Source organism: Phenylobacterium deserti (assembly GCF_003254705.1).
Taxonomy (GTDB): Bacteria; Pseudomonadota; Alphaproteobacteria; order Caulobacterales; family Caulobacteraceae; genus Phenylobacterium; species Phenylobacterium deserti.
In genome coordinates this window covers 59,215-78,795 of sequence record NZ_QFYR01000002.1, presented here as the reverse complement: position 1 = coordinate 78,795, position 19,581 = coordinate 59,215, and the positions used below count along the sequence as shown (strand labels likewise).

The 19,581-nt window shown below is 69.0% G+C and carries 22 protein-coding genes; 19 read left to right on the top strand and 3 right to left on the bottom strand.

From position 1 onward, the window contains the following. Positions 1 to 2: 2 nt before the first annotated feature. Complete coding sequence (locus tag DJ018_RS10025) at positions 3 to 473, bottom strand: universal stress protein (protein WP_111514828.1); 471 nt, start codon at positions 471 to 473, stop codon at positions 3 to 5. Positions 474 to 613: 140 nt separating this feature from the next. On the opposite strand from DJ018_RS10025, the gene DJ018_RS10020 reads away from it, so the two are divergent. Beyond that, a complete protein-coding gene (locus tag DJ018_RS10020) occupies positions 614 to 1,489 on the top strand; it encodes an NAD(P)-dependent oxidoreductase (protein ID WP_111514827.1) in 876 nt (291 codons plus the stop codon). Positions 1,490 to 1,516: 27 nt separating this feature from the next. Here the strand turns inward: DJ018_RS10020 and pstS are convergent, their stop codons facing one another. Further along, positions 1,517 to 2,611 (bottom strand): phosphate ABC transporter substrate-binding protein PstS, encoded by a 1,095-nt coding sequence (gene pstS / locus DJ018_RS10015; RefSeq protein WP_111514826.1) that lies wholly within the window; start codon positions 2,609 to 2,611, stop codon positions 1,517 to 1,519. Positions 2,612 to 2,929: 318 nt separating this feature from the next. Between pstS and DJ018_RS10010 the strand changes: the two genes are divergently transcribed. From DJ018_RS10010 to DJ018_RS09965, 10 genes are all read left to right on the top strand, one after another. Continuing rightward, entirely contained in the window at positions 2,930 to 3,403 is a 474-nt protein-coding gene (locus DJ018_RS10010; RefSeq protein WP_111514825.1) for a helix-turn-helix domain-containing protein, read from the top strand. Positions 3,404 to 3,702: 299 nt separating this feature from the next. After that, positions 3,703 to 3,927 carry a Flp family type IVb pilin gene (locus tag DJ018_RS10005; protein WP_111514824.1) on the top strand — a complete coding sequence of 75 codons (225 nt, stop codon included), beginning with the start codon at positions 3,703 to 3,705 and terminating at the stop codon, positions 3,925 to 3,927. A gap of 17 nt (positions 3,928 to 3,944) precedes the next feature. Beyond that, a complete protein-coding gene (gene cpaB, locus DJ018_RS10000; protein WP_111514823.1) occupies positions 3,945 to 4,796 on the top strand; it encodes a Flp pilus assembly protein CpaB in 852 nt (283 codons plus the stop codon). A gap of 25 nt (positions 4,797 to 4,821) precedes the next feature. After that, positions 4,822 to 6,222 (top strand): type II and III secretion system protein family protein, encoded by a 1,401-nt coding sequence (locus DJ018_RS09995; protein ID WP_111514822.1) that lies wholly within the window; start codon positions 4,822 to 4,824, stop codon positions 6,220 to 6,222. Further along, positions 6,219 to 6,512: a hypothetical protein gene (locus DJ018_RS09990; protein ID WP_111514821.1), complete on the top strand. Its 294-nt coding sequence runs from the start codon at positions 6,219 to 6,221 to the stop codon at positions 6,510 to 6,512. The genes DJ018_RS09995 and DJ018_RS09990 overlap by 4 nt, the downstream gene beginning before the upstream one ends. Then, positions 6,509 to 7,690 carry a CpaE/TadZ family protein gene (locus DJ018_RS09985; RefSeq protein WP_111514820.1) on the top strand — a complete coding sequence of 394 codons (1,182 nt, stop codon included), beginning with the start codon at positions 6,509 to 6,511 and terminating at the stop codon, positions 7,688 to 7,690. The genes DJ018_RS09990 and DJ018_RS09985 overlap by 4 nt, the downstream gene beginning before the upstream one ends. Further along, the gene (locus DJ018_RS09980) at positions 7,687 to 9,042 is read left to right on the top strand and encodes a TadA family conjugal transfer-associated ATPase (protein WP_111514819.1); all 1,356 of its coding nucleotides are present in this window, start codon (positions 7,687 to 7,689) and stop codon (positions 9,040 to 9,042) included. Before DJ018_RS09985 ends, DJ018_RS09980 begins: the two co-directional genes overlap by 4 nt. Beyond that, entirely contained in the window at positions 9,043 to 9,993 is a 951-nt protein-coding gene (locus DJ018_RS09975; RefSeq protein ID WP_111514818.1) for a type II secretion system F family protein, read from the top strand. Between the two features lie 3 nt (positions 9,994 to 9,996). Beyond that, entirely contained in the window at positions 9,997 to 10,935 is a 939-nt protein-coding gene (locus DJ018_RS09970) for a type II secretion system F family protein (protein ID WP_111514817.1), read from the top strand. 2 nt (positions 10,936 to 10,937) lie between these two features. After that, positions 10,938 to 11,390: an A24 family peptidase gene (locus DJ018_RS09965; protein ID WP_111514816.1), complete on the top strand. Its 453-nt coding sequence runs from the start codon at positions 10,938 to 10,940 to the stop codon at positions 11,388 to 11,390. Here the strand turns inward: DJ018_RS09965 and DJ018_RS09960 are convergent. Further along, positions 11,387 to 11,641: a hypothetical protein gene (locus tag DJ018_RS09960; protein ID WP_111514815.1), complete on the bottom strand. Its 255-nt coding sequence runs from the start codon at positions 11,639 to 11,641 to the stop codon at positions 11,387 to 11,389. The genes DJ018_RS09965 and DJ018_RS09960 overlap by 4 nt on opposite strands. 305 nt (positions 11,642 to 11,946) lie before the next feature. On the opposite strand from DJ018_RS09960, the gene ccoN reads away from it, so the two are divergent. From ccoN to ccoS, 8 genes are read left to right on the top strand one after another with little or no spacing between them, the layout of a single operon-like run. Next, on the top strand, positions 11,947 to 13,434 hold the full coding sequence (gene ccoN, locus DJ018_RS09955; RefSeq protein WP_240609535.1) for a cytochrome-c oxidase, cbb3-type subunit I: 1,488 nt from the start codon (positions 11,947 to 11,949) through the stop codon (positions 13,432 to 13,434). Between the two features lie 14 nt (positions 13,435 to 13,448). Further along, entirely contained in the window at positions 13,449 to 14,192 is a 744-nt protein-coding gene (gene ccoO / locus DJ018_RS09950; RefSeq protein WP_111514813.1) for a cytochrome-c oxidase, cbb3-type subunit II, read from the top strand. Further along, the gene (locus DJ018_RS09945; protein ID WP_111514812.1) at positions 14,189 to 14,362 is read left to right on the top strand and encodes a cbb3-type cytochrome c oxidase subunit 3; all 174 of its coding nucleotides are present in this window, start codon (positions 14,189 to 14,191) and stop codon (positions 14,360 to 14,362) included. Before ccoO ends, DJ018_RS09945 begins: the two co-directional genes overlap by 4 nt. Then, positions 14,355 to 15,221, top strand: a complete 867-nt coding sequence (gene ccoP, locus DJ018_RS09940) for a cytochrome-c oxidase, cbb3-type subunit III (protein WP_111514811.1) — start codon at positions 14,355 to 14,357, stop codon at positions 15,219 to 15,221. Before DJ018_RS09945 ends, ccoP begins: the two co-directional genes overlap by 8 nt. Before the next feature lie 5 nt (positions 15,222 to 15,226). After that, positions 15,227 to 16,738, top strand: coding sequence for a cytochrome c oxidase accessory protein CcoG (ccoG, locus tag DJ018_RS09935; protein ID WP_111514810.1), 1,512 nt, complete (start codon positions 15,227 to 15,229; stop codon positions 16,736 to 16,738). Beyond that, the gene (locus DJ018_RS09930; protein WP_111514809.1) at positions 16,735 to 17,235 is read left to right on the top strand and encodes a FixH family protein; all 501 of its coding nucleotides are present in this window, start codon (positions 16,735 to 16,737) and stop codon (positions 17,233 to 17,235) included. Before ccoG ends, DJ018_RS09930 begins: the two co-directional genes overlap by 4 nt. Further along, a complete protein-coding gene (locus DJ018_RS09925; RefSeq protein ID WP_111515280.1) occupies positions 17,232 to 19,400 on the top strand; it encodes a heavy metal translocating P-type ATPase in 2,169 nt (722 codons plus the stop codon). Before DJ018_RS09930 ends, DJ018_RS09925 begins: the two co-directional genes overlap by 4 nt. Next, entirely contained in the window at positions 19,400 to 19,555 is a 156-nt protein-coding gene (gene ccoS, locus DJ018_RS09920; protein WP_111514808.1) for a cbb3-type cytochrome oxidase assembly protein CcoS, read from the top strand. The genes DJ018_RS09925 and ccoS overlap by 1 nt, the downstream gene beginning before the upstream one ends. Positions 19,556 to 19,581: the final 26 nt, after the last annotated feature.

Genomic DNA, 19,581 nt, shown 5'->3' with positions numbered 1-19,581 from the left:
GGCTAGCTGACGACGTCGGCGCTGCGCTCGAACAGCTCGTCGGAGATCACGGTGCGTGCGATCAGGACGCTGCAGTCCACGCTGTCGACCAAGTAGGCGCCCGTCGAGCCCGCCCACCACCGGGCCAGCAGAGACTGGCGGCGATGGCCCACCACGACCAAGTCCGCTCCAACTCTTCGAGCCGCCTCCCCGATCGCCTGCGCCGGATCGCCGACCACCAGCTCGGCCGTGGGATTGAAGCCCATCGCCCGCAGCCGCGCAGCGCCTTCCTCCAGCACCTCGCGATAGCGGTCCTGGTGCAGGGCGACCGCACCCGCGAATGCGCCTTCGCCGATCGCCATGCCGCCCGTCTCCGACACGACGGACAGCAGATGAACCTGTGCGCCGCAGCTCTTCGCCAGCAGAGCGCCCTCACGCAGGGCCGTCCGCCCCTCCACCGAACCGTCGAACGCCAGAAGGATACGCTTGTACACCGCAGGCTCCCTCAGGGGCCGCCGCCAACCGACCGACGCCCCGGCTTGTGAAACGCACCCGCCTGATGGCAGCTCCGCCAGGCGCCTGTACGTTGCGCCAGCGCAGCCGCCGCTTGTCTGCGGCGTAGGGAGATTTCCGGATGGACGTTGGATTTGTCGGCCTCGGCGCCATGGGCACGGCCATGGTTCAGAGCCTATTGCGGAACGGGCATCGGGTGACGGTCTGGAACCGCACGCCCGAAAAGGCGCAGCCGCTTGCCGAACTCGGCGCCGCCATCGCCCAGACCCCGGCCGACGCGGCGCGCGCCGGCGTGGTGATCACCATGGTCGCGGACGACGCCGCCCTTCAAAGCGTGCTGGAGGGAGAGCACGGCCTGCTGGGCGCCCTGCCTTCCGGTGGTCTGCACATCTCGATGAGCACGATCAGCGTCGCCCTGTCGGACAGGCTGACGACCACCCACGCCGATCGAGGACAGGGTTTCGTCTCCGCGCCCGTGTTCGGCCGTCCGCCGGCGGCTCAGGCCGGCAAGCTGTTCGTGGTCAGCGCTGGGGAGCCGCAGGCGGTGGCCCGCGCCACGCCGCTGTTCGAGGCGATGGGCCAGCGGCTGTTCACCGTGGGCGAGACGCCATCGGCTGCGAACCTGGTGAAGCTGTGCGGCAACTTCATGATCCTCTCGACGGTGGAAAGCCTGTCGGAGGCGATGGCGCTGGCCGCCAAGGGCGGCGTCGAGAAGAAGGCGCTGCTGGAGGTGCTGACCGGCACCATCTTCGGCGCGCCCGTTTTCAGCATCTATGGCGAACTGATCGTCGAGGAGCGCTTCCGCCCGGCGGGTTTCGCCGCCCCGCTGGCGCTCAAGGACCTGCGCCTCGTGGGCGAGGCCGCCGACGCGCTCGGTGCGCCGATGGACGTCCTGGATGTGGTTCGCTCCCACCTGTCCCAGGTGATCGAGCAGGAAGGCGCCGACATTGACTGTTCGGCGCTTTCCAAGGCGGTCGAGCGGAACGCCGGGCTCTAAGGACGCCCGCTCGACCGGCTCGGGCGGTCAGCCGCCGGTGTAGACCGGCTGGCCGTCCGGACCCTTGACGTTGGCCCACTGGCTGCGGACGAGGTCCTTCACAGCGGCCGGCAGCGGCACGTAGTCGAGCTGCGCTGCGCCCTGGTCGCCGTTCTTGTAGGCCCAGTCGAAGAAGGACAGCACCGCGCGGCCCTTGGCGGCGTCAGCCTGCTGACGATGCACCAGGATGAAGGTCGCCCCGGTGATCGGCCAGCTGGCGCCGCCCGCCTGGTCGATCAGCAGCAGGTAGTTGCCCGGCGCGTTGGCCCAGTCGGCGCCCGCGGCGGCGGCGGCGAAGGCGGCCGCCGTCGGCGACACGAACGCGCCGTCGCGGTTCTGCAGCTGGGTGAAGGTCAGCTTGTTCTGGGTGGCGTAAGCGAATTCGACATAGCCGATGGCGCCGCCGGTCTGCTTCACGAAGGCGGCCACGCCGTCGTTGCCCTTGCCGCCGATGCCGGCCGGCCATTCCACCGCGTCGCTGGCGCCAACGCGCTGCGCCCAAGCCGGGCTCTTGCCCGCCAGGTAGGTGGTGAACAGGAAGCTGGTGCCCGAGCCGTCCGACCGGTGCACCACCGTGATCGGCAGGTTCGGCAGGTTCACGCCCGGGTTCAGAGCCGCGATCTGCGGCGCGCGCCAGCTCTTGATCTGGCCCAGGTAGATGTCGGCCAGCACCGGTCCGCTCAGCTTGAGCTGGCCCGGCTGGACGCCCGGCAGGTTCACGACGGGGACCACGCCGCCCATGACGGTCGGGAACTGGTAGAGCCCGGCCTTGTCCAGGTCTTCCGGCTTCATCGGCTTGTCCGACGCGCCGAAGTCGACCGTCTTCGCTTGGATCTGCTTCACGCCGCCGCCCGAACCGATCGCCTGGTAGTTCAGGGTCAGACCGCTGCTGGCGCGGTAGGTCTCGGCCCAGCGGGCGTAGAGCGGCGCGGGGAAGGTCGCCCCCGCCCCCGAGATAGACGCCGAGGCGGCGGCGGGGCCTTGCCCCCCGGCCTTGGCGTCGCCGGCCGGCTTGTTGCAGCCGGCGAGCAGCAGGACGCCGGCCATCAGGGCGACGCCCGTCGAAAGACCAAGCTTGAGCATTCGAATTCTCCGTGCGCGGACGCTTTGGCTGGGCTCTACCTCGCGAGCACAACAGTTCTGTGACAGCCTGCGACTCGCGCGCGGCCCAGCCCTGGGATTGCTCTAGCCAAGTCCTGTGACGCTTCGGCTTCCGCCTGCTGAGCAGGCGCGAAAACGCATCAAGCTTGACCATAGTGCGGCGCGGCGCCGCACTTGGCCCGCGTTACCCCAGTTTGGGTAGCGCCGGATTGTCCCTCGCTCGCCATTTGGCCTTTTGTCCGTTCGCAGCGGCCGGCGCCCCGAACACGGCCAGCCTGTTTGCGTCCGGAGCTCCCGCCCATGTCCCTCTCGCCCCACCTGGCCGCCACCTCGCAACGCCACGACCTCGGCGACGAGGGCCCGCACCCGGTGGACCGGCACGTTGGCCTGCGGATCCGCATGCGGCGCAAGGAGATGGGCGTCACCCAGGAAGCTCTGGCCGACGCTCTGGGGCTGACGTTTCAACAGATCCAGAAGTACGAGCGGGCCGCCAACCGGGTCAGCGCCTCCAAGCTTTGGGAGATCGCCCAGGCGCTTAACGCCCCGATCGCCTACTTCTACGAAGGTCTCGGCGAGGCCTCCCACGACACCGGAGGAACCGGCGATGCGCGCACCCAGGAGTTCCTGCTGACCCCCGAAGGCCTAGAACTGGCCGGCGCCTTCCCGCGGATCGCGCGTGGTCGGCTGCGTCGCAAGGTGCTGGAGCTGGTGCGCGTCCTCGCCGATCCGGACCCCTCCACGCATGGCGACGAGGACGTCACCCTCTCGTCCTAACGGCGGCGCTTCGCAGGTCTGCGGAGCCGGGCGCCAAGCCCTCCGACATGCTCAAGCCTGAAGCGCCTGCGCCTCAAAGCTTAACAGGAATGGTAAGCTCCAGCGTAGCGTTAAAAAAATATGGCCAGTTTGCGGCAAAAATAAGCTTAAGCTTTCCAATAGCTTGACTGGTAAACGATTGATTTGAGGCGGTTTGTAGCGCGGCCATACGCGGAACCGCATTGGTTAAGCTCTGTTTCTGTCGCGATCGGCGCCGGGTGACCCGGGGGCCGAGCCACACAGATCCAGAGGACCACCCCATGACCAAAGCCTACGTGGCGGCTCAAGTCCGCCTGACCCAGCTCAAATCCCGCCTTGCTGGCCTCCGCAAAGACGAGTCCGGCGCGGCTCTAGTCGAGTACGCGATGGTAGTGGGCCTGATGGCGGTGATCGCGGTCGGCGTGCTTTCTACCTTCGACGACAAGGTGACCGTCGCCTTCAACAACATCGGCACCCAACTCGCCGGCAACACCACTCTTAAGTAAGCGAACAGGGGGCGAGCATGCGCAGCGTCGGTTTGGTTCTCCTGGCTTCCTCCGTACTGGTCGGCGGCGGCGCCGTTTGGGGTCTTCGCAGCCTCAGCAGCGCCAACGCCGCGCCGACGCCTGTCGCCCTCTCGGGGCGTACTCAGGTGGTCGTGGCCGCCAAGTCCATCGGGTTCGGCGAGCCCATCGACGCCGCGTCCCTGAAACTGCAGCCCTGGCCGGAAGGTGCGGCGCCCGCCGGCGCCTTCCGGTCCGTGGCCGAACTCACCGCCGGCGGCGTGAACCGCATCGCGCTCGCGCCTATAGCGGCCAACGAGCCCATCCTGCCCCAGCGCATCTCCGGCCCCGGCGGCCGGGCGACCCTTTCGGGCGTCGTCCGTGCTGGCATGCGCGCCAGCACCATCCGGGTGGATGACGTCATGGGCGTCGGCGGCTTCGTCCTGCCCGGCGACTTCGTGGACGTCCTCGTCACCCGTGGCGAAGGCGAAAACGACGTAATGCGGACCGACATCCTCCTGGAAGGCGTCCGTGTGTTGGGCGTCGACCAGCAAGCCGATCAGAGCAAGAACGAGCCGCTGGTGGCCAAAGCCGCCACGATCGAAGTGACGCCCGCCCAAGCCCAGAAACTGGCCCTCGCCGGTCAGGTCGGCACCCTTTCGCTTGCCCTGCGCAGCGCCGAGGAGCCGCTGGCGCGCGGCGACAATGCGGTGCGCACGGTCCGCACCGGCGACCTCACCCTGGCCGCCGCCGCCGCGCCCGCGCCGCGCACCCGGCCTGCCCGCATCGTCCGGCGCGCCAGCCCGCAAGGCCCGAGCGTCCAGGTCTGGCGCGGAGCCGAAGCGTCCAGCGTCGCCGTCGCACGCGAATAGCCAACGAAATTTCGGGGGAACGCACATGAACAACCACAAGCGAACGGCGACAAGCTGCGTCCGACGCGCCGCCCTGGTGCTGACGACGGCGGCCATTGCGCTCGCCCCGCCCGTTCAGGCGGCGCAGTCGAAACCGAAGGTCGAAGGGCCTGTGCGGACCATTTCCGCAGACGCCTCCGGCTACGGCGGCCAGGTCGCCCTGCCGGTCGGCGGGTCCAAGATCCTGCGCTTCAATCAGACCGTCGGGCGCGTCATGGTCAGCGACCCCAAGGTCGCCGACGTAGTCCCCCTTAGCGATAAGACCATCTACGTGCTGGCCAAGGCGCAAGGCGCGACCAGTCTTCTGGTTATGCCCTCCGGTGAAACCGGCCGGCCGATCGCCGCCATGGACCTGCGGGTGGGCTATGACCTTGAAGCCCTGAACCGCGCCTTCACCGAGATCATGCCGGGCGAGCCGGTCACCGTCTCGAGCGAGGGCGACGGCCTGGTGCTCAGCGGCACCGTCTCATCCTCCGCAGTAGCCGCCCGCGCCGCGGCCCTGGCCGAGCGGTACGCCCCTCAGAAGGTGCTCAACCTCATGAGCGTTCGTGCAGCCGAGCAAGTCATGCTCTCGGTGCACGTCGCCGAGGTGAAGCGCAGCGTGCTCAAGCAGCTCGGAGTGACCAATGTCACGGGCGCTTGGTCGGACACCGGCGTATGGGACCTCGCCCCGCTCGTGACCAACCCCGACGCGGTGGCCAACATCCTGGGCGCCGGCGAGATCGGCAGCAATTTCACCGTTCAGGGCTTGTTTGAAGCCCTTGAGCGGAAGGGCTTTGCTTCCACCCTCGCCGAGCCGAAGCTGACGGCGCTCTCCGGCGAGACCGCCACCTTCTTCGCCGGCGGCGAGTTCCCGGTGCCTGTCCCGCAAATGCAGGGCGTGGGCCAGGTCCTGCTTACGGTCGAATACAAGCCTTACGGCGTAAGCGTCGGCTTCACGCCCACGGTCCACGGCGAGACCATCAACCTGCTGGTCTCGCCCGAAGTCAGCGCTCTCGACCGCGACAACAGCGTGCAGCTTCAGGGCTTCCGCGTCCCCGGCATCACGACGCGCCGCGCCAAGACGACCGTCGAACTGCGCAATGGACAGAGCTTCGCCATCGGCGGCCTGATCCGCCGGGAGTTCTCGGATTCCATGCGCGGCCTGCCGGGCGCGGCGAGTTTGCCGATCTTCGGCGCGCTGTTCCGCTCCACGGCCTACGAGAACAACGAGTCCGAGGTCGTGATCATCGTCACGGCTCACCTCGCCAAGCCGACCGATCGCAAGAACCTGATCCTGCCGACGGACACCGCTGGCGCGCCATCGGGCGCGGAGCTGCTGCTGACCAGCACCACCGACCATCCGAAGACCGCGCCGGCTCCGGCGCTCCAGGGAGCTGCGCAATGATCCGGCCGCTTGCCATCCTGCCCCTGCTGGCCCTCGGGGCCTGCACTACGCCGCTGGACGCACCTCTGTCGCCGACGCTCGGCCAAGCGGTGGCCAGCATGGACGCGCAGATCATCCCGCCCACGGAAACCGACCTGCCGCCGGAAAGCTCAGGCGCACGAGGGGTGGCTGCGGTGGATCGCTATCAACGCGGTCGCGTGAAGCAGCCGCCTGTCACGGGCACCTCGGAAGTCGGCATGCGCCAAGCTTCCGGCGACATGACCTCTACCTCAGGGAGCGGCACGCCATGAAGAACGAGCCTCAGATCCTGCTCATCGGTCTTGCGCCCGACCAGGTTGAGACCGTCCGCGCCGCGGCCCGCCAGCTGGGCAAGTTCCGGGTCGAAGCGGTTGGCAAGGTTCCGCTGGCTTCCCTGCAGGTGGAGGCGTTGGACGCCGCCGCCGTCATCGTGGCCGTCCAATCGGGCGAACCCGCCGCCTTGGACGACTTCCACCGGCTGTCCCATATCCTGCCCGACCGTAAGCTGATCGCCGCGCCTAGTTCGGCCACCGCCGAAGACGTCCGCCGGCTGTTCCGGGCCGGCGCCGCCGACGTGCTCCCCTCAGCCCTCAGCCTCGATGCGGTGGTGGGAAGCCTGTCGGAGCTGCTTCGCCGCCGCACCGGCGCTGTGAGCGGCCAAGGCCGCATCATCTCCGTGCTGAAGACCGGCGGCGGCGCGGGCGCCACCACGGCCGCTCTCAACCTGGCAGCGATCATGGCCGGCGCGGGCGCCAAACGCCGCCAACCGGCCCGTCGCACCGCCGTGCTCGATCTCGACACCCAGTTCGGCGACACCGACGTCGCCCTGGACCTCCAGCCGCGCAGCACCTTGGTGGACATCCTGCGCGCCGAAGGCCGGGTCGACGCCCGCTTCCTGGAAAGCGTGATGACCGAGCACGCCACCGGACTGAAGCTGCTGGCGCCGCCCACCTCTGTGGTGCCGCTCGATGCGGTCACGCCGGAGCTGGCGCTCACCCTGCTGGACCACTCGGCCAGCCAATTCGAGCGCACCTTCGTCGACCTGCCCGCCGCCTGGAGCGACTGGACTTTCCAGGTTCTGTCGCGCTCGGACGTGATCCTGCTGGTGTCCACTCCCACAGTGGCCGGCGCCCTGGGCGCCCGCCGCGTGCTCGACGCCTTGAAGGAAGCCAAGGTCCAGCGGCCGGTCTTCTTCGCGCTCAACAAGCTGAACGGCGTGATCGACGCCTTCGAGAAGCCGGCCCGCATCGGCAAGACCCTGGACATGGGCGTCGACGCAGCCCTCGCCTTCGACGCCAACGCGGTCAAGGCCGCCGACCGCGGCAAGCTGGTCGTCGAGGCCTATCCTTCCAGCCGCCTGGCCAAGGACCTCGCCGCCGCCGCCGCCAAGCTCGAGCGCCGCCTCGAGGCTCTGGAATCCGGTGCGGCCGTTGCGGAGGTCGATGCATGAGGCTCTCCTTCGCGACGGCGACGCCCGCTCGCGCAGGCGTCCGCTACGAGGCGCCGGAGCCGCGCAACTTCGCGCCCCCGGCCAACACCGTGCGGGACGACGCCTATTTCGAGCTGAAGACGGACATGCACCGTCGGCTGATCGAGCGGCTGAACCTCGCCGGGCTTCAGAACCGTCCGGCCGAACAGGTTCGCGCCGAGGTCTCCGACCTGGTCGCCATCCTTCTCAAGGAAGACGCCCGACCGCTCAATGAAAGCGAGTCCTCGCGGCTGATCGATGACCTGATGCACGAGCTCCTGGGCTTCGGCCCGCTAGAGCCCCTGCTGCAGGACGCGGACATTTCGGACATCCTCGTGAACACTCACAAGGAGGTCTACGTCGAGCGATTCGGCCAGATCGAACTGACCGACATCCGCTTCGCCGACGAACAGCACCTGCTGCGCATCATCGAGCGCATCGTCGACAAGGTCGGCCGGCGGATCGACGAAAGCCAGCCGATGGTGGACGCTCGCCTGCCGGATGGCAGCCGCGTCAACGCCGTGGTCCCACCCATCGCCGTGGACGGCTCCCTGCTGTCGATCCGCCGCTTCGCCCGCGTGCCCTACGACATGGGCCGGCTGGTGTCCGGCGGCTCCATGGACCACGCCTGCGCGGACATGCTGACCGCTATCGTCGCGTGCCGGCAGAACATCCTGATCAGCGGCGGCACCGGCACCGGCAAGACCACCCTGCTCAACGCCATGTCCACCGGCATCGGCGGCCGCGAGCGGATCGTCACCATCGAGGACGCCGCCGAGCTCCAGCTTCAACAGCGGCACGTGGCGCGCCTCGAGACGCGTCCCTCCAACATTGAGGGCCGCGGCGAGATCACCCAGCGCGAGCTGCTCAAGAACGCCCTGCGCATGCGGCCGGACCGCATCATCATCGGCGAAGTCCGCTCGGGCGAAGCCTTCGACATGCTGCAGGCCATGAACACCGGCCACGACGGGTCCATGGCCACGGTGCACGCCAACACGCCGCGCGACGCCCTCGCCAGGCTGGAACAGATGGTCTGCATGGCCGGCCTCGACCTGCCCCCCCGCGCCATCCGCAGCCAGATCGCCAGCGCGATCGACGTGGTGGTCCAGCTGAAGCGCTTCACCGACGGCTCGCGCCGGGTGATCAGCGTCTCGGAAGTCGACGGCATGGAAGGCGACGTGATCACCATGCAGGAGATCTTCCGCTTCGAGCAGACCGGCGTCAGCGATGCGGGCAAGATCCAGGGCCGCTTCGTCTGGACGGGTCTGCGCCCGAAGTTCCTCGACCTGCTGAAGGCCAACGGCATTCCGCTGCCGGAAGGCATGGCGGCCTAGATGAGCAACGCCCTCGCAACCCTGTTCTACCTCCTGGTGGTGCTCGCCTTCGCTGCGGCGGTTCAGGGCGTCTGGCTCACCCTCCGCACCTACGCCGGCGAAGGGCGCACCCTCTCGCGTCGTCTCGCTCGGGCGAGCCATGCCCCCGAGCAGACTGCCCGCGAAGAAGACGAACGCAGCCCCGCTGACCGCTTCCTCGACACCCATGCGCCGTGGCTGCGAGCTCGCTTGGCCACCGCCGCCTCGCCGCTCCGGCCCAGTCAGGTCGCTCTCGGTGCGGGCGGCATGACCCTCACCTTCTTCCTGCTGATGCAGCTGGCTCACATGCCAGCCTTGCTGTCCCTGCTCGCCGCCGTCTGGGGCGGCGTGGCCAGCCCCATCCTCCTGCTCTCCTTCTTGGCGGCGCGCCGGCGCAAGCAGTTTGTCGCCCAGATGCCGGCCGCCGTGGACCTGATGGCTCGCAGCCTGCAGGCCGGCCACCCGGTCACCACCGCCATGTCCGTGGCGGCGCGCCAGATGCCTGATCCGGTCGGTCCCGAGCTGGCCAAAGTCATGGCCGAGATGAGCGCCGGTCTCGATCGTGACACCGCGCTTCGCAACCTGATCCGCCGCTTTCCCGTACCGGAGCTGCGGATGTTCGTCGCCTCCCTGGAGGTCACCCGCGAGACCGGCGGCAACCTCTCCGAAGTCCTGCTGAAGCTCGGCGACGCGCTCCGCTCCAAGGCGCAGCTGCGCAAGAAGGTCAGCGCCATCTCGGCGGAAGGTCGCATGACCTTCTGGGTGGTGGTCGCGCTGCCCCCCGCCGTCGCCGGCATCCTCAGCACGCTGAACCCCGACTACTACAAGGCCGCCATGCCGGACCCCTTGTTCTGGCCCCTGATGTCGGTCCCCCCCGTCCTCCTGCTCATTGGCGCCCTGGTGATCTGGCGCATGATCAACTTCAGGATCTGACCCATGGCACAGCTCCTGCTCGTGGTCCTTCTTGCGCTCGCCGGCCTGACCCTGGCGGCCGGTGCGGCCACCCTGCTGCTCTCCGACCACGGCTTCAATGCGCGCCTGAACACCCGGCTCGGCGCTACAGCTGCGCCCTCCGCGCAGGGCCTCGCCGGGCGCCTGACGCCGCAAGCGCTGCACCTGCTGACCCGCTGGGGCGAGGCCACCGGCAAAGGGGCGCTGGAGGATGACCGCCGCGCAGCCCTTCGCCTGCGGCTGATCCAGGCCGGCTTCTATTCCGACCGCGCCGCCGAAGCTTTCTTCGGCATTCGGGTGGCCGCAGCCCTGGTGCTGATGCCGATCGCCTTGCTGGTCAGCCTGCCCCTGGGGCTCGAAGGCTCGCTCGGCTTCCTGGCGCCGCTAATGGTCGGCGCGAACCTCGGCTTCTTCGTGCCCAACATCCTGCTCGACCGCCGCATCGCCGAGCGACGTGAAGCCATGCGTCTTGGCCTGCCCGACGCCGTAGACCTTTTGGTGGTGAGCATCGAGGCTGGCGCGACGCTCAGCGCCGGCATCCAGCGCCTGGTGCGCGAGTTCGCCGAGCTTCATCCGGTGGTGTCCGAACAGTTCGGCATCCTGCTCACCGAAATCCAGGCCGGCGCCAGCCGGGCCGACGCCCTCAACCGCATGACCAAGCGCTCGGCCAGCGAGGAAGTCGGGTCTCTGGTGACCATGCTGATCCAGTCCGAAGCGGTGGGCACCAGCCTCGGCGGCGCGCTGCGCGTCTTCTCCGACGAACTTCGCAAGGCCCGCTACCTGGAGGCGGAACGCAAGGCCGCCGAGCTGCCGGTCAAGCTCGCCTTCCCGCTCGTGCTGCTGATCTTCCCCTGCCTGCTGACGGTGATCTTCATCCCCGTGGGCCTGCAACTGCTCAGCACCCTCTCCGGCATGGCCAACTGACCATGTTCGCGCTGGCCGTCTTCTGCCTGATCCTCGTGGTCGCCGCGGTCTGGGACGTTACCAGCTACCGCATCCCCAACGCCCTGTGCGCCGCCCTGGCCCTTGCCGCCCTGCTGCTCGCCCTTCCCGACGGCGCAGGCGAATGGCTCTCGCGCGGCGCCTCGGTCGCGGTGATCGGGGGTGCGGTTCTCGCCCTTTACTTGGTGGGCGGCATGGGCGGCGGAGACGTCAAGCTGCTCGCAGCCGCCGCCATGTGGATGCCCTTCGAGAGCCTGCCGGTGTTCGTCATGGCTCTGGCCCTCGTCGGCGGCGTCCAGGCGGCCCTGACCATCGCCGCACGTCGGCTGGCGCCCGCCGCCGCAAACGGCCCGGGCGCCGAGCGTCGCCGAATGCCCTACGGCCTCAGCATCGCCGGCGCGGGCCTCGCCTGGGCCCTGGCTGCGACCGCGGTCTAGGCCGCCGCCTTCAGCCGGCGCATCCGCGGCAGTGCCGCGACGGCCAGGGCTAGCAGGCCCGACGCCAGGAAGCCCACCGCCGCATAGCACGCCGGGCAGTGCGCCAGCTCGCCGCCGCCCGAGCCGCAGATCACGCCATAGGCCTGCGACAGCGCCCGCATGTGCAGCCAGGCCAGTACGCCGGACATGGCGGCCGAAGCGAGCAGCCCGATCCCCAGAAAGGTCAGGTCGCGTGAGGCGGCTTGGGACATAGCGGCGGGCTCCTTGAACACCCGCCTTGTCGTCCACCGCCCCTAGGAACGCCTTGACCTGGATCAAGGCGGCTTGGCCGCACCCGGCGCACTGACGAGCACAGATCCACCCATGTGACTCGTCGGGGGCCATGACAGCCATAACCGCTCGCCAGGAGGACACGCCCTTCGGGGCCATCCTCCTCTTCACCTTCTGCGCTGTAGGCGCGCTGGTCAGCCTGCTGGCTGCCGCCTTCACGCAGGACCCATCCTTCCGCCTGCACGGCTACGTTTTCCTGGGCGCCTTCGTGCTGGCCTCCTCGGTGATGACCGTGGGCCTGTCCTCCGGCCGCTTCCGCTTCGATGCGGGCCGCTACGAGGACGGCGTCATCCGCGCCGGCGTGATCGCCACCATGTTCTGGGCCGTCGTCGGCCTGCTGGCCGGCGTGTTCATCGCCGCCCAGCTTTCCTGGCCCGCTCAGCTCTACTTCCCCGAAGCGGGCTGGCTGAACTTCGGGCGGCTGCGCCCCCTGCACACCTCGGGCGTGATCTTCGCCTTCGGCGGCAATGCGCTGATCGCCACCTCCTTCTACGTCGTCCAGCGCACCTGCAAGGCGCGTCTGGCCGGCGGCATCTGGCCGTGGTTCGTCTTCTGGGGCTACCAGCTGTTCATCGTGCTGGCCGCCACCGGCTACCTGGCCGGCATCACCCAGTCCAAGGAGTACGCCGAGCCCGAGTGGTACGTGGACCTGTGGCTGACCGTTGTCTGGGTCGCCTACCTGCTCGTCTTCCTGGGCACGATCTGGAAGCGCAAAGAGCCGCACATCTACGTGGCCAACTGGTTCTACCTGGCCTTCATCGTGACCATCGCGATGCTCCACATCGTCAACAACCTGGCGATGCCGGTCAGCCTGCTGAACCACACCAGCTACTCGGTGTTCTCGGGCGTCCAGGACGCCCTGGTGCAGTGGTGGTACGGCCACAACGCGGTCGGCTTCTTCCTGACCGCCGGCTTCCTGGCCATGATGTACTACTTCGTGCCCAAGCGGGTGGAGCGGCCGGTCTATTCGTACCGCCTGTCCATCGTCCACTTCTGGGCGCTGATCTTCATCTACATCTGGGCAGGTCCCCACCACCTGCACTTCACGGCCCTGCCGCAGTGGGCCCAGACCCTGGGCATGACCTTCTCGATCATGCTGTGGATGCCGTCCTGGGGCGGCATGATCAACGGCCTGATGACCCTCTCGGGCGCCTGGGACAAGCTGCGCACCGACCCGGTGGTCCGGATGATGGTCGTCTCCATCGCCTTCTACGGCATGGCCACCTTCGAAGGCCCGCTGATGTCGATCCGGGCGGTCAACTCGCTCAGCCACTACACCGACTGGGGCATCGGCCACGTCCACTCGGGCGCGCTGGGCTGGGTCGGCTTCATCAGCTTCGGCGCCATCTACTGCATGGTTCCGTGGCTCTGGAAGAAGAGCGGCCTGTATTCGAACCGTCTGGTCGAGTGGCACTTCTGGATCGCGACCACCGGGATCCTGCTCTACATCTGCGCGATGTGGGTCTCCGGGATCATGGAAGGCCTGATGTGGCGCGAATACACGCCGCAGGGCTTCCTGGCGAACTCCTTCGTCGAGACGGTCGCCGCCAAGCACATCGAGAACGTCATCCGTACGCTCGGAGGTCTCATGTACCTCAGCGGCGCGGTGATCATGGCCTACAACCTGTGGCGCACGATCCGCATGCCCAGCCTCGCCCAGAGCGAAGCCGCGGCCGCCGGTCCCGCCGCCCCCGTCGCCATCGCGGCGGAATAGGGAAGCACCCGCAAATGTCCCTCTGGAAGCACCACGGCAAGTTCGAGCGCCATTCGCTCGTCCTGCTGATCGGGATCCTCGTGGTCGTCGCCATCGGCGGCCTCGTGGAGATCAGCCCCCTCTTCTACCTCGAAAGCACGGTCGAAAAGGTGCAGGGCGTCCGCCCCTACACCCCGCTGGAGCTGCGCGGCCGCGACATCTACCTGCGCGAAGGCTGCTACGTCTGCCACTCCCAGATGATCCGCCCGCTGCGTGACGAGGTGGAGCGCTACGGCCACTACAGCCTGGCCGCCGAGAGCATGTACGACCACCCGTTCCAATGGGGGTCGAAGCGCACCGGGCCTGATCTGGCCCGCGTCGGCGGCAAGTACTCGGACGAGTGGCACAAGGCCCACCTGATCGACCCGCGCGCGGTGGTGCCGGAGTCGGTCATGCCGCCCTACGCCTTCCTGGCGAAGACCGACCTCGACTACCACGACATCCAGCAGAAGCTCGCCGCCATGAAGAAGGTCGGCGTGCCATACACCGCCGAGCAGATCGAGAACGCCGAAGCGGACCTCCTGGCCCAGGCCGATCCCTTCGACAGCAACGGCCCCAAGCTGAAGCAGCGCTACGGCGCCAAGATCGCCCAGCGCGACTTCGACGGCGATCCTGAGCGGGTGACCGAAATGGACGCCCTGGTGGCCTATCTGCAGATGCTCGGCACCCTGGTCGACTTCAAGACCTACAAGGCCGAGGCCCCGGAGAACCTGCGATGAGCGGCCTCGAATACGAGACGGTGGCCCGCTTCGCCCAGCAGGGCGGGACCCTCTACTTCGCCGCCATTTTCCTGGCCGGCCTGATCTACGCCCTTTGGCCCAAGAACAAGGAGGCGTTCCAGCGCCTCGCCCAACTTCCGCTCGAGAAGGACGAGAGCGATCATGTCTGACCGCAAGATCGACGAACACACCGGCGTCGAGACCACCGGTCACGAGTGGGACGGCATCCGCGAGCTCGACAATCCCCTGCCCCGCTGGTGGCTGTGGGTGATGTGGGCCAGCGTCGCCTTCTGCGTGGTCTACTGGATCCTGATGCCGGCCTGGCCGGGCATCAACGGCTACACCAAGGGGCTGCTGGGCAAGTCCGACCGGGCCGAGGTGGCCCAGGACCTGACCGAGTTCAAGCAGATCCGCGGCAAGGAAGCGGCCAAGCTGACCAACGCCAGCCTGGAGCAGATCGAAGCCGATCCGCAGCTGCAGGCCTACGCCCTGGCCCTCGGCGCCTCGGTGTTCGGCGACAACTGCGCCACCTGCCACGGAACGGGCGGCGCAGGGTCCAAGGGTTACCCCAACCTGCGCGACGACGTCTGGCTCTGGGGCGGCAGCCTGGAGGACATCCACCACACCATCGAGGTGGGCGTCCGCTCGGGCGAGGACGGCGCACGCCTGTCGCAGATGCCCGCCTTCGGCCGTGACCAGATGCTCCAGCCCGCCCAGATCGACGACCTGACCGAGTACGTGGTCCACCTGTCGCGCCGTAAGGCCGACGCCGCCGCCGTGGCGCGCGCCTCGACGCTCTATCAGGAGCAATGCGCCGCCTGTCACGCTCCTGACGGCACGGGCGCCCAGGCCATGGGCGCCCCGAACCTGACGGACGCCGAGTGGCTCTATGGCTCGGACCGCGAGGACATCAAGGCGCAGATCTGGAACGGCCGCGGCGGCGTCATGCCGACCTGGGGCAAGCGTCTGGACCCTGAGACCATCAAGGCCCTGACCGTCTACGTCCACGCCAACGCTGGGGGTCAGTAGCGCCAGTGACCGTCGTCATCGACCGCACCCGCGGGCCTGATCCGGCCCAGCGTCGCGCCGGCCCGGGCGGAACTCCCGTCTCGGCCGCCGAGCGGGTGCGGCAGAAGAAGGCCGCGGGCGACCTCTACCAGGCTCGGGTGCCGATCTACCCGAAGCTGGTGCACGGCCGCTGGCGGGCCATCAAGTGGGCCCTGCTGATCGGGACGCTGGCTATCTACTACGTCACGCCCTGGCTTCGGTGGGAGCGTCCCGGCGCCCTGCCGGACCAGGCCGTGCTGGTCGATTTCACCGGCCAGCGGTTCTACTTCTTCTGGATCCAGCTGTGGCCTCAGGAGGTCTACTTCATCACCGGCCTGCTGGTGATGGCGGCCCTGGCCCTCTTCCTGACGACGGCCCTGTTCGGCCGTCTGTGGTGCGGCTACGCCTGCCCGCAGACGGTCTGGACGGATCTCTACATCTACGTCGAGCGCCTGTTCGAGGGCGACCGCAACGCCCGCATGCGCCTGGACGCCGCGCCTATGAGCTTCGACAAGCTCTGGCGCAAAACCGGCAAGCACCTCGTCTGGCTCGCCATCGCATTCGGCACCGGCGGCGCGTGGATCTTCTACTTCCACGACGCGCCAAACCTGATCCGCGACTTCTGGGTCGGAAAGGCGCCGGCCACCGCCTACGTCTCCTGCGCCGTGCTGACCGGCACGACCTACCTGCTGGCCGGCTTCATGCGCGAGCAGGTCTGCACCTACATGTGCCCCTGGCCGCGCATCCAGGGCGCCATGCTCGACCAGCACTCCTTGCAGGTCACCTACCGCACCGACCGCGGCGAGCCCCGCGGCGCCCACAAGAAGAACGCCTCCTGGGAAGGACGCGGCGACTGCGTGGACTGCAACCAGTGCGTGGTCGCCTGCCCCATGGGCATCGACATCCGCAACGGCCCCCAGCTGGAATGCATCAACTGCGGCCTGTGCATCGACGCCTGCGACGAGATCATGGGCAAGCTTGGCAGGCCCAAGGCCCTGATCGCCTACGACACCGATGCCGCCGTCGCCGCACGGGCGGCCAAGCAGACGCCCGTCTACCCGCTGGTGCGTCCCCGCACCGTCTACTACGGCGCAGCCCTGGCGCTGGTCAGCGGGCTGATGCTGTGGGGCTTCGCCAACCGAAGCACTCTGGATCTTCACGCTCTGCGCGACCGCAACCCCATGTACGTGCGCCTGCACGATGGCGCTGTGCGTGACGGCTACACCCTGAAGATCGCCAACCGCGGCTTCGAGCCCAAGACGCTGCAGGTCGCCTTCGCCGGCGTTCCGGGCGCCAAGCTGAAGATCCCCGGCGAGCCCGCCACCGAAGGCGTGCTTACCGTCATCGCTCCGCCCAACGAGGTCACCGCCGTGCGGATTTTCGTGAACGCGCCGCCGGCCGCCCTCACCGCCCCCGACCTGCCCGCCGCCTTCACCGTCACCGACGGCAAGGTGGAGGCCGTCGCCAAGACCACCTTTGTCACCGGAGCCGCCCGATGAGCGTCGCCAGCCTCGAGCCCCGCCGCGCTCGCCGTCCCTTCCGCATCACCGGCTGGCACGTCCTGGCCGGGATGATCGCCTTCTTCGCGGTGGTGATCGCCGTGGACGTGGCCTTCACCGTCATGGCCCTGCGGACCTTCCCCGGCCAGGTGTCGGTGACGCCCTACGAGGACGGCCTCCTCTACAACAAGAAGCTGGAGCAGATAGCCGCCCAGGAACGCCTCGGCTGGCGCGCCTCCGCCGCGCAGGAAGGCGGCGTCGTCGCCATCCAGATGCGCGACGCCCAGGACGCCCCGCTGGTCGGGCTGACCATTCGTGGCCGCCTGGAGCGCCCCGCCACCGAAGCCGGCAAGATCACCCTGGCCTTCCGCGAGGTCGAACCCGGCCGCTACGTCGCCGACGCCAAGGGCCTGGCCGGCAGTTGGGACCTGACCCTGTTCGCCCACGACGCCCGCAACAACGCCTTTGAAGCCGAACGGAGGCTCACGTGGCCCTGACCTACGACCTGGCCCGCGCCCCGGACCTTTCGGCGTTCCTCAAGCGTCGCGACGGCGGCTCTCCCACTCTGGAGCTGCTGGTCAAGGGCGCCCGCTGCGCCAGCTGCCTGTCCAAGATCGAGCGCGAGGCCGCCGCCGTCGGCGGCGTGGAAAGCGCTCGCCTGAACCTCACCTCCGGCAAGCTCACGGTCGCCTTCAGGAGCGCCCAGGGCGCTGACCCCGCCGCCGTGATCGCGGCCGTGGAAGCGGCCGGCTACCCCGCCACGCCCTACGATCCCGGGCAGGCCGCGCTCGCGCACGACAAGGAAGGCCGCCGCCTGATCCTCTGCCTGGCCGTGGCCGCCTTTGGCGCCATGAACAGCATGATGTTCACCGTGCCGCTGTGGGCCGGCCTGTTCGGGCAGGAGCTCGGCCCGGCCACCCGGACCTTCATGCAGTGGTGGAGCGCCCTGGTCGCCACGCCCTGCGCCCTTTACGCCGGCATGCCCTTCTTCGAGAGCGCCTGGCGCTCGCTGCGGGCCCGCCGGGCCAACATGGACGTGCCGATCTCCATCGGCGTGATCCTCACCCTGGCCATCAGCTTCTCCGAGACCATCCTCGGCGGGCCGGACGCCTATTTCGACGCCGCCGTTTCCCTGCTGTTCCTGCTGCTGATCGGCCGCTGGCTGGACCACCAGTTGCGCGCCAAGGCTCGCAGCGCCGCCGCCGACCTTCTGGCCCTGCAGGCCCCCGCCGCCACCGTGCTCGATGGACAGGGACGCGAGCGCATCAAGCCGCTCAGCGACGTCGCAGTTGGTGACGAGGTGCTGGTCCGCCCGGGCGAGCGGATCCCCGTGGACGGCCGCGTCACCGCTGGTGTCTCAGAGCTCGACAACGCCCTGCTCACCGGCGAAACCGCGCCCGTTCCGGTGCAGGAAGGCGAGCTCTGCCGCGCCGGCGCTCTTAACCTGTCGGGCCTGCTGCGCCTGACCGCCACGGCCCGCAGCGAGGACTCGGCCGTCGCCGCCATCGCGCGCCTGGTTGAGGCCGGCGCCCAGGCCAAGTCCAAGTACGTCCGCCTGGCCGACAAGGCCTCGGCCATTTACGTGCCGGTGGTGCACACCGCCGCGGCCCTGACCTTCGCCGGCGGCTGGGCCCTGGGCCTTGGCCCGCGCGAGGCCCTGCTGCGCGCCGTCGCCGTGCTGATCATCACCTGCCCCTGCGCCCTCGGCCTCGCCGTCCCCGCCGTGCAGATCAGCGCGTCCGCCCGCTTGTTCCGGCGCGGCGTGCTGGTGAAGTCCGGCGCCGCGCTCGAGCGCCTAGCGGAAGTGGACCATGTGGTCTTCGACAAGACGGGCGTGCTCACCGAGGGCAAGCCGCGCCTGCTCGATGCACCGACCGGCCTGGTAGCCACGGCCGCGCCCCTCGCCCGCGCTTCGGCCCACCCGTTGGCCAAGGCTCTGGCCGCGGAAGCCGGTCCGGGCCCCGCCGCCATCGAGGTGGTCGAGCACCCCGGCCAAGGCGTGGAAGGCATGATCGACGGGCGCCGAGCCCGCCTCGGCCGCGCTTCGTTCGTAGGCGTTTCCGGCGAAACCTCGGGCGAGACCGAGATCTGGTTCGGCTTCGAAGGCGACACCAAGGTCCGCTTCCGCTTCACCGACGCCCTGCGCCCCGACGCCGCCCAGGCCATCGCCGCCCTCAAGGCGCGCGGCCTGACGGTGGAGGTGCTGTCCGGCGACCTCTCCGATCCCGTCGCCCGCGCCGCCGCTGCGGCCGGCATCGAGGACTGGCGCGCCGGCCTGACGCCCGAAGGCAAGTCGGCCGCCGTCGACGCCCTCAAGGCTCAGGGCCGCAAGGTGCTGATGGTCGGCGACGGCCTTAACGACGCCGCCGCCCTCGCCCGCGCCCACGCCGCCATCGCGCCGGGCACGGCGCTGGACGCCAGCCAGAACGCCGCCGATCTCGTCTTCTCGGGCGAAGGGCTGATGGCGGTGGCGCAGTCCGTCGACACCGCCCGCGTATCGCGCACCCGCGCGATGGAGAACTTCGGCTTCGCCACCCTCTACAATCTGGTCGCCACGCCGGCGGCCATGTTCGGCTTGGTGAACCCCTTCGTGGCCGCACTAGCCATGTCGGGCTCGTCGCTGATCGTCACCCTGAACGCCCTTCGGCTGAGGAGCCGCTGATGGACCTGCTGATCTACCTCGCGCCCGCGTCGGTGTTCCTGGGCGCCATGGGCCTGTTCGCCTTCTGGTGGACCCTGCGCAACGGCCAGTACGAAGACCCGGCGGGCGACGCCGCCCGCATCCTTGTGGACGATCCGGAGGACCGCCCCGCCTGAGGATTTGATCCAGGTCACGGCGCGCC

Bases quoted from the DNA above. Each gene is read 5' to 3' on its own strand.
- DJ018_RS10020 (WP_111514827.1), top strand. From the start codon at position 614: ATGGACGTTGGATTTGTCGGCCTCGGCGCCATGGGCACGGCCATGGTT.
- pstS (WP_111514826.1), bottom strand. From the start codon at position 2,611: ATGCTCAAGCTTGGTCTTTCGACGGGCGTCGCCCTGATGGCCGGCGTC.
- DJ018_RS10010 (WP_111514825.1), top strand. From the start codon at position 2,930: ATGTCCCTCTCGCCCCACCTGGCCGCCACCTCGCAACGCCACGACCTC.
- DJ018_RS10005 (WP_111514824.1), top strand. From the start codon at position 3,703: ATGACCAAAGCCTACGTGGCGGCTCAAGTCCGCCTGACCCAGCTCAAA.
- cpaB (WP_111514823.1), top strand. From the start codon at position 3,945: ATGCGCAGCGTCGGTTTGGTTCTCCTGGCTTCCTCCGTACTGGTCGGC.
- DJ018_RS09995 (WP_111514822.1), top strand. From the start codon at position 4,822: ATGAACAACCACAAGCGAACGGCGACAAGCTGCGTCCGACGCGCCGCC.
- DJ018_RS09990 (WP_111514821.1), top strand. From the start codon at position 6,219: ATGATCCGGCCGCTTGCCATCCTGCCCCTGCTGGCCCTCGGGGCCTGC.
- DJ018_RS09985 (WP_111514820.1), top strand. From the start codon at position 6,509: ATGAAGAACGAGCCTCAGATCCTGCTCATCGGTCTTGCGCCCGACCAG.
- DJ018_RS09980 (WP_111514819.1), top strand. From the start codon at position 7,687: ATGAGGCTCTCCTTCGCGACGGCGACGCCCGCTCGCGCAGGCGTCCGC.
- DJ018_RS09975 (WP_111514818.1), top strand. From the start codon at position 9,043: ATGAGCAACGCCCTCGCAACCCTGTTCTACCTCCTGGTGGTGCTCGCC.
- DJ018_RS09970 (WP_111514817.1), top strand. From the start codon at position 9,997: ATGGCACAGCTCCTGCTCGTGGTCCTTCTTGCGCTCGCCGGCCTGACC.
- DJ018_RS09965 (WP_111514816.1), top strand. From the start codon at position 10,938: ATGTTCGCGCTGGCCGTCTTCTGCCTGATCCTCGTGGTCGCCGCGGTC.
- DJ018_RS09960 (WP_111514815.1), bottom strand. From the start codon at position 11,641: ATGTCCCAAGCCGCCTCACGCGACCTGACCTTTCTGGGGATCGGGCTG.
- ccoN (WP_240609535.1), top strand. From the start codon at position 11,947: ATGACCGTGGGCCTGTCCTCCGGCCGCTTCCGCTTCGATGCGGGCCGC.
- ccoO (WP_111514813.1), top strand. From the start codon at position 13,449: ATGTCCCTCTGGAAGCACCACGGCAAGTTCGAGCGCCATTCGCTCGTC.
- DJ018_RS09945 (WP_111514812.1), top strand. From the start codon at position 14,189: ATGAGCGGCCTCGAATACGAGACGGTGGCCCGCTTCGCCCAGCAGGGC.
- ccoP (WP_111514811.1), top strand. From the start codon at position 14,355: ATGTCTGACCGCAAGATCGACGAACACACCGGCGTCGAGACCACCGGT.
- DJ018_RS09930 (WP_111514809.1), top strand. From the start codon at position 16,735: ATGAGCGTCGCCAGCCTCGAGCCCCGCCGCGCTCGCCGTCCCTTCCGC.
- ccoS (WP_111514808.1), top strand. From the start codon at position 19,400: ATGGACCTGCTGATCTACCTCGCGCCCGCGTCGGTGTTCCTGGGCGCC.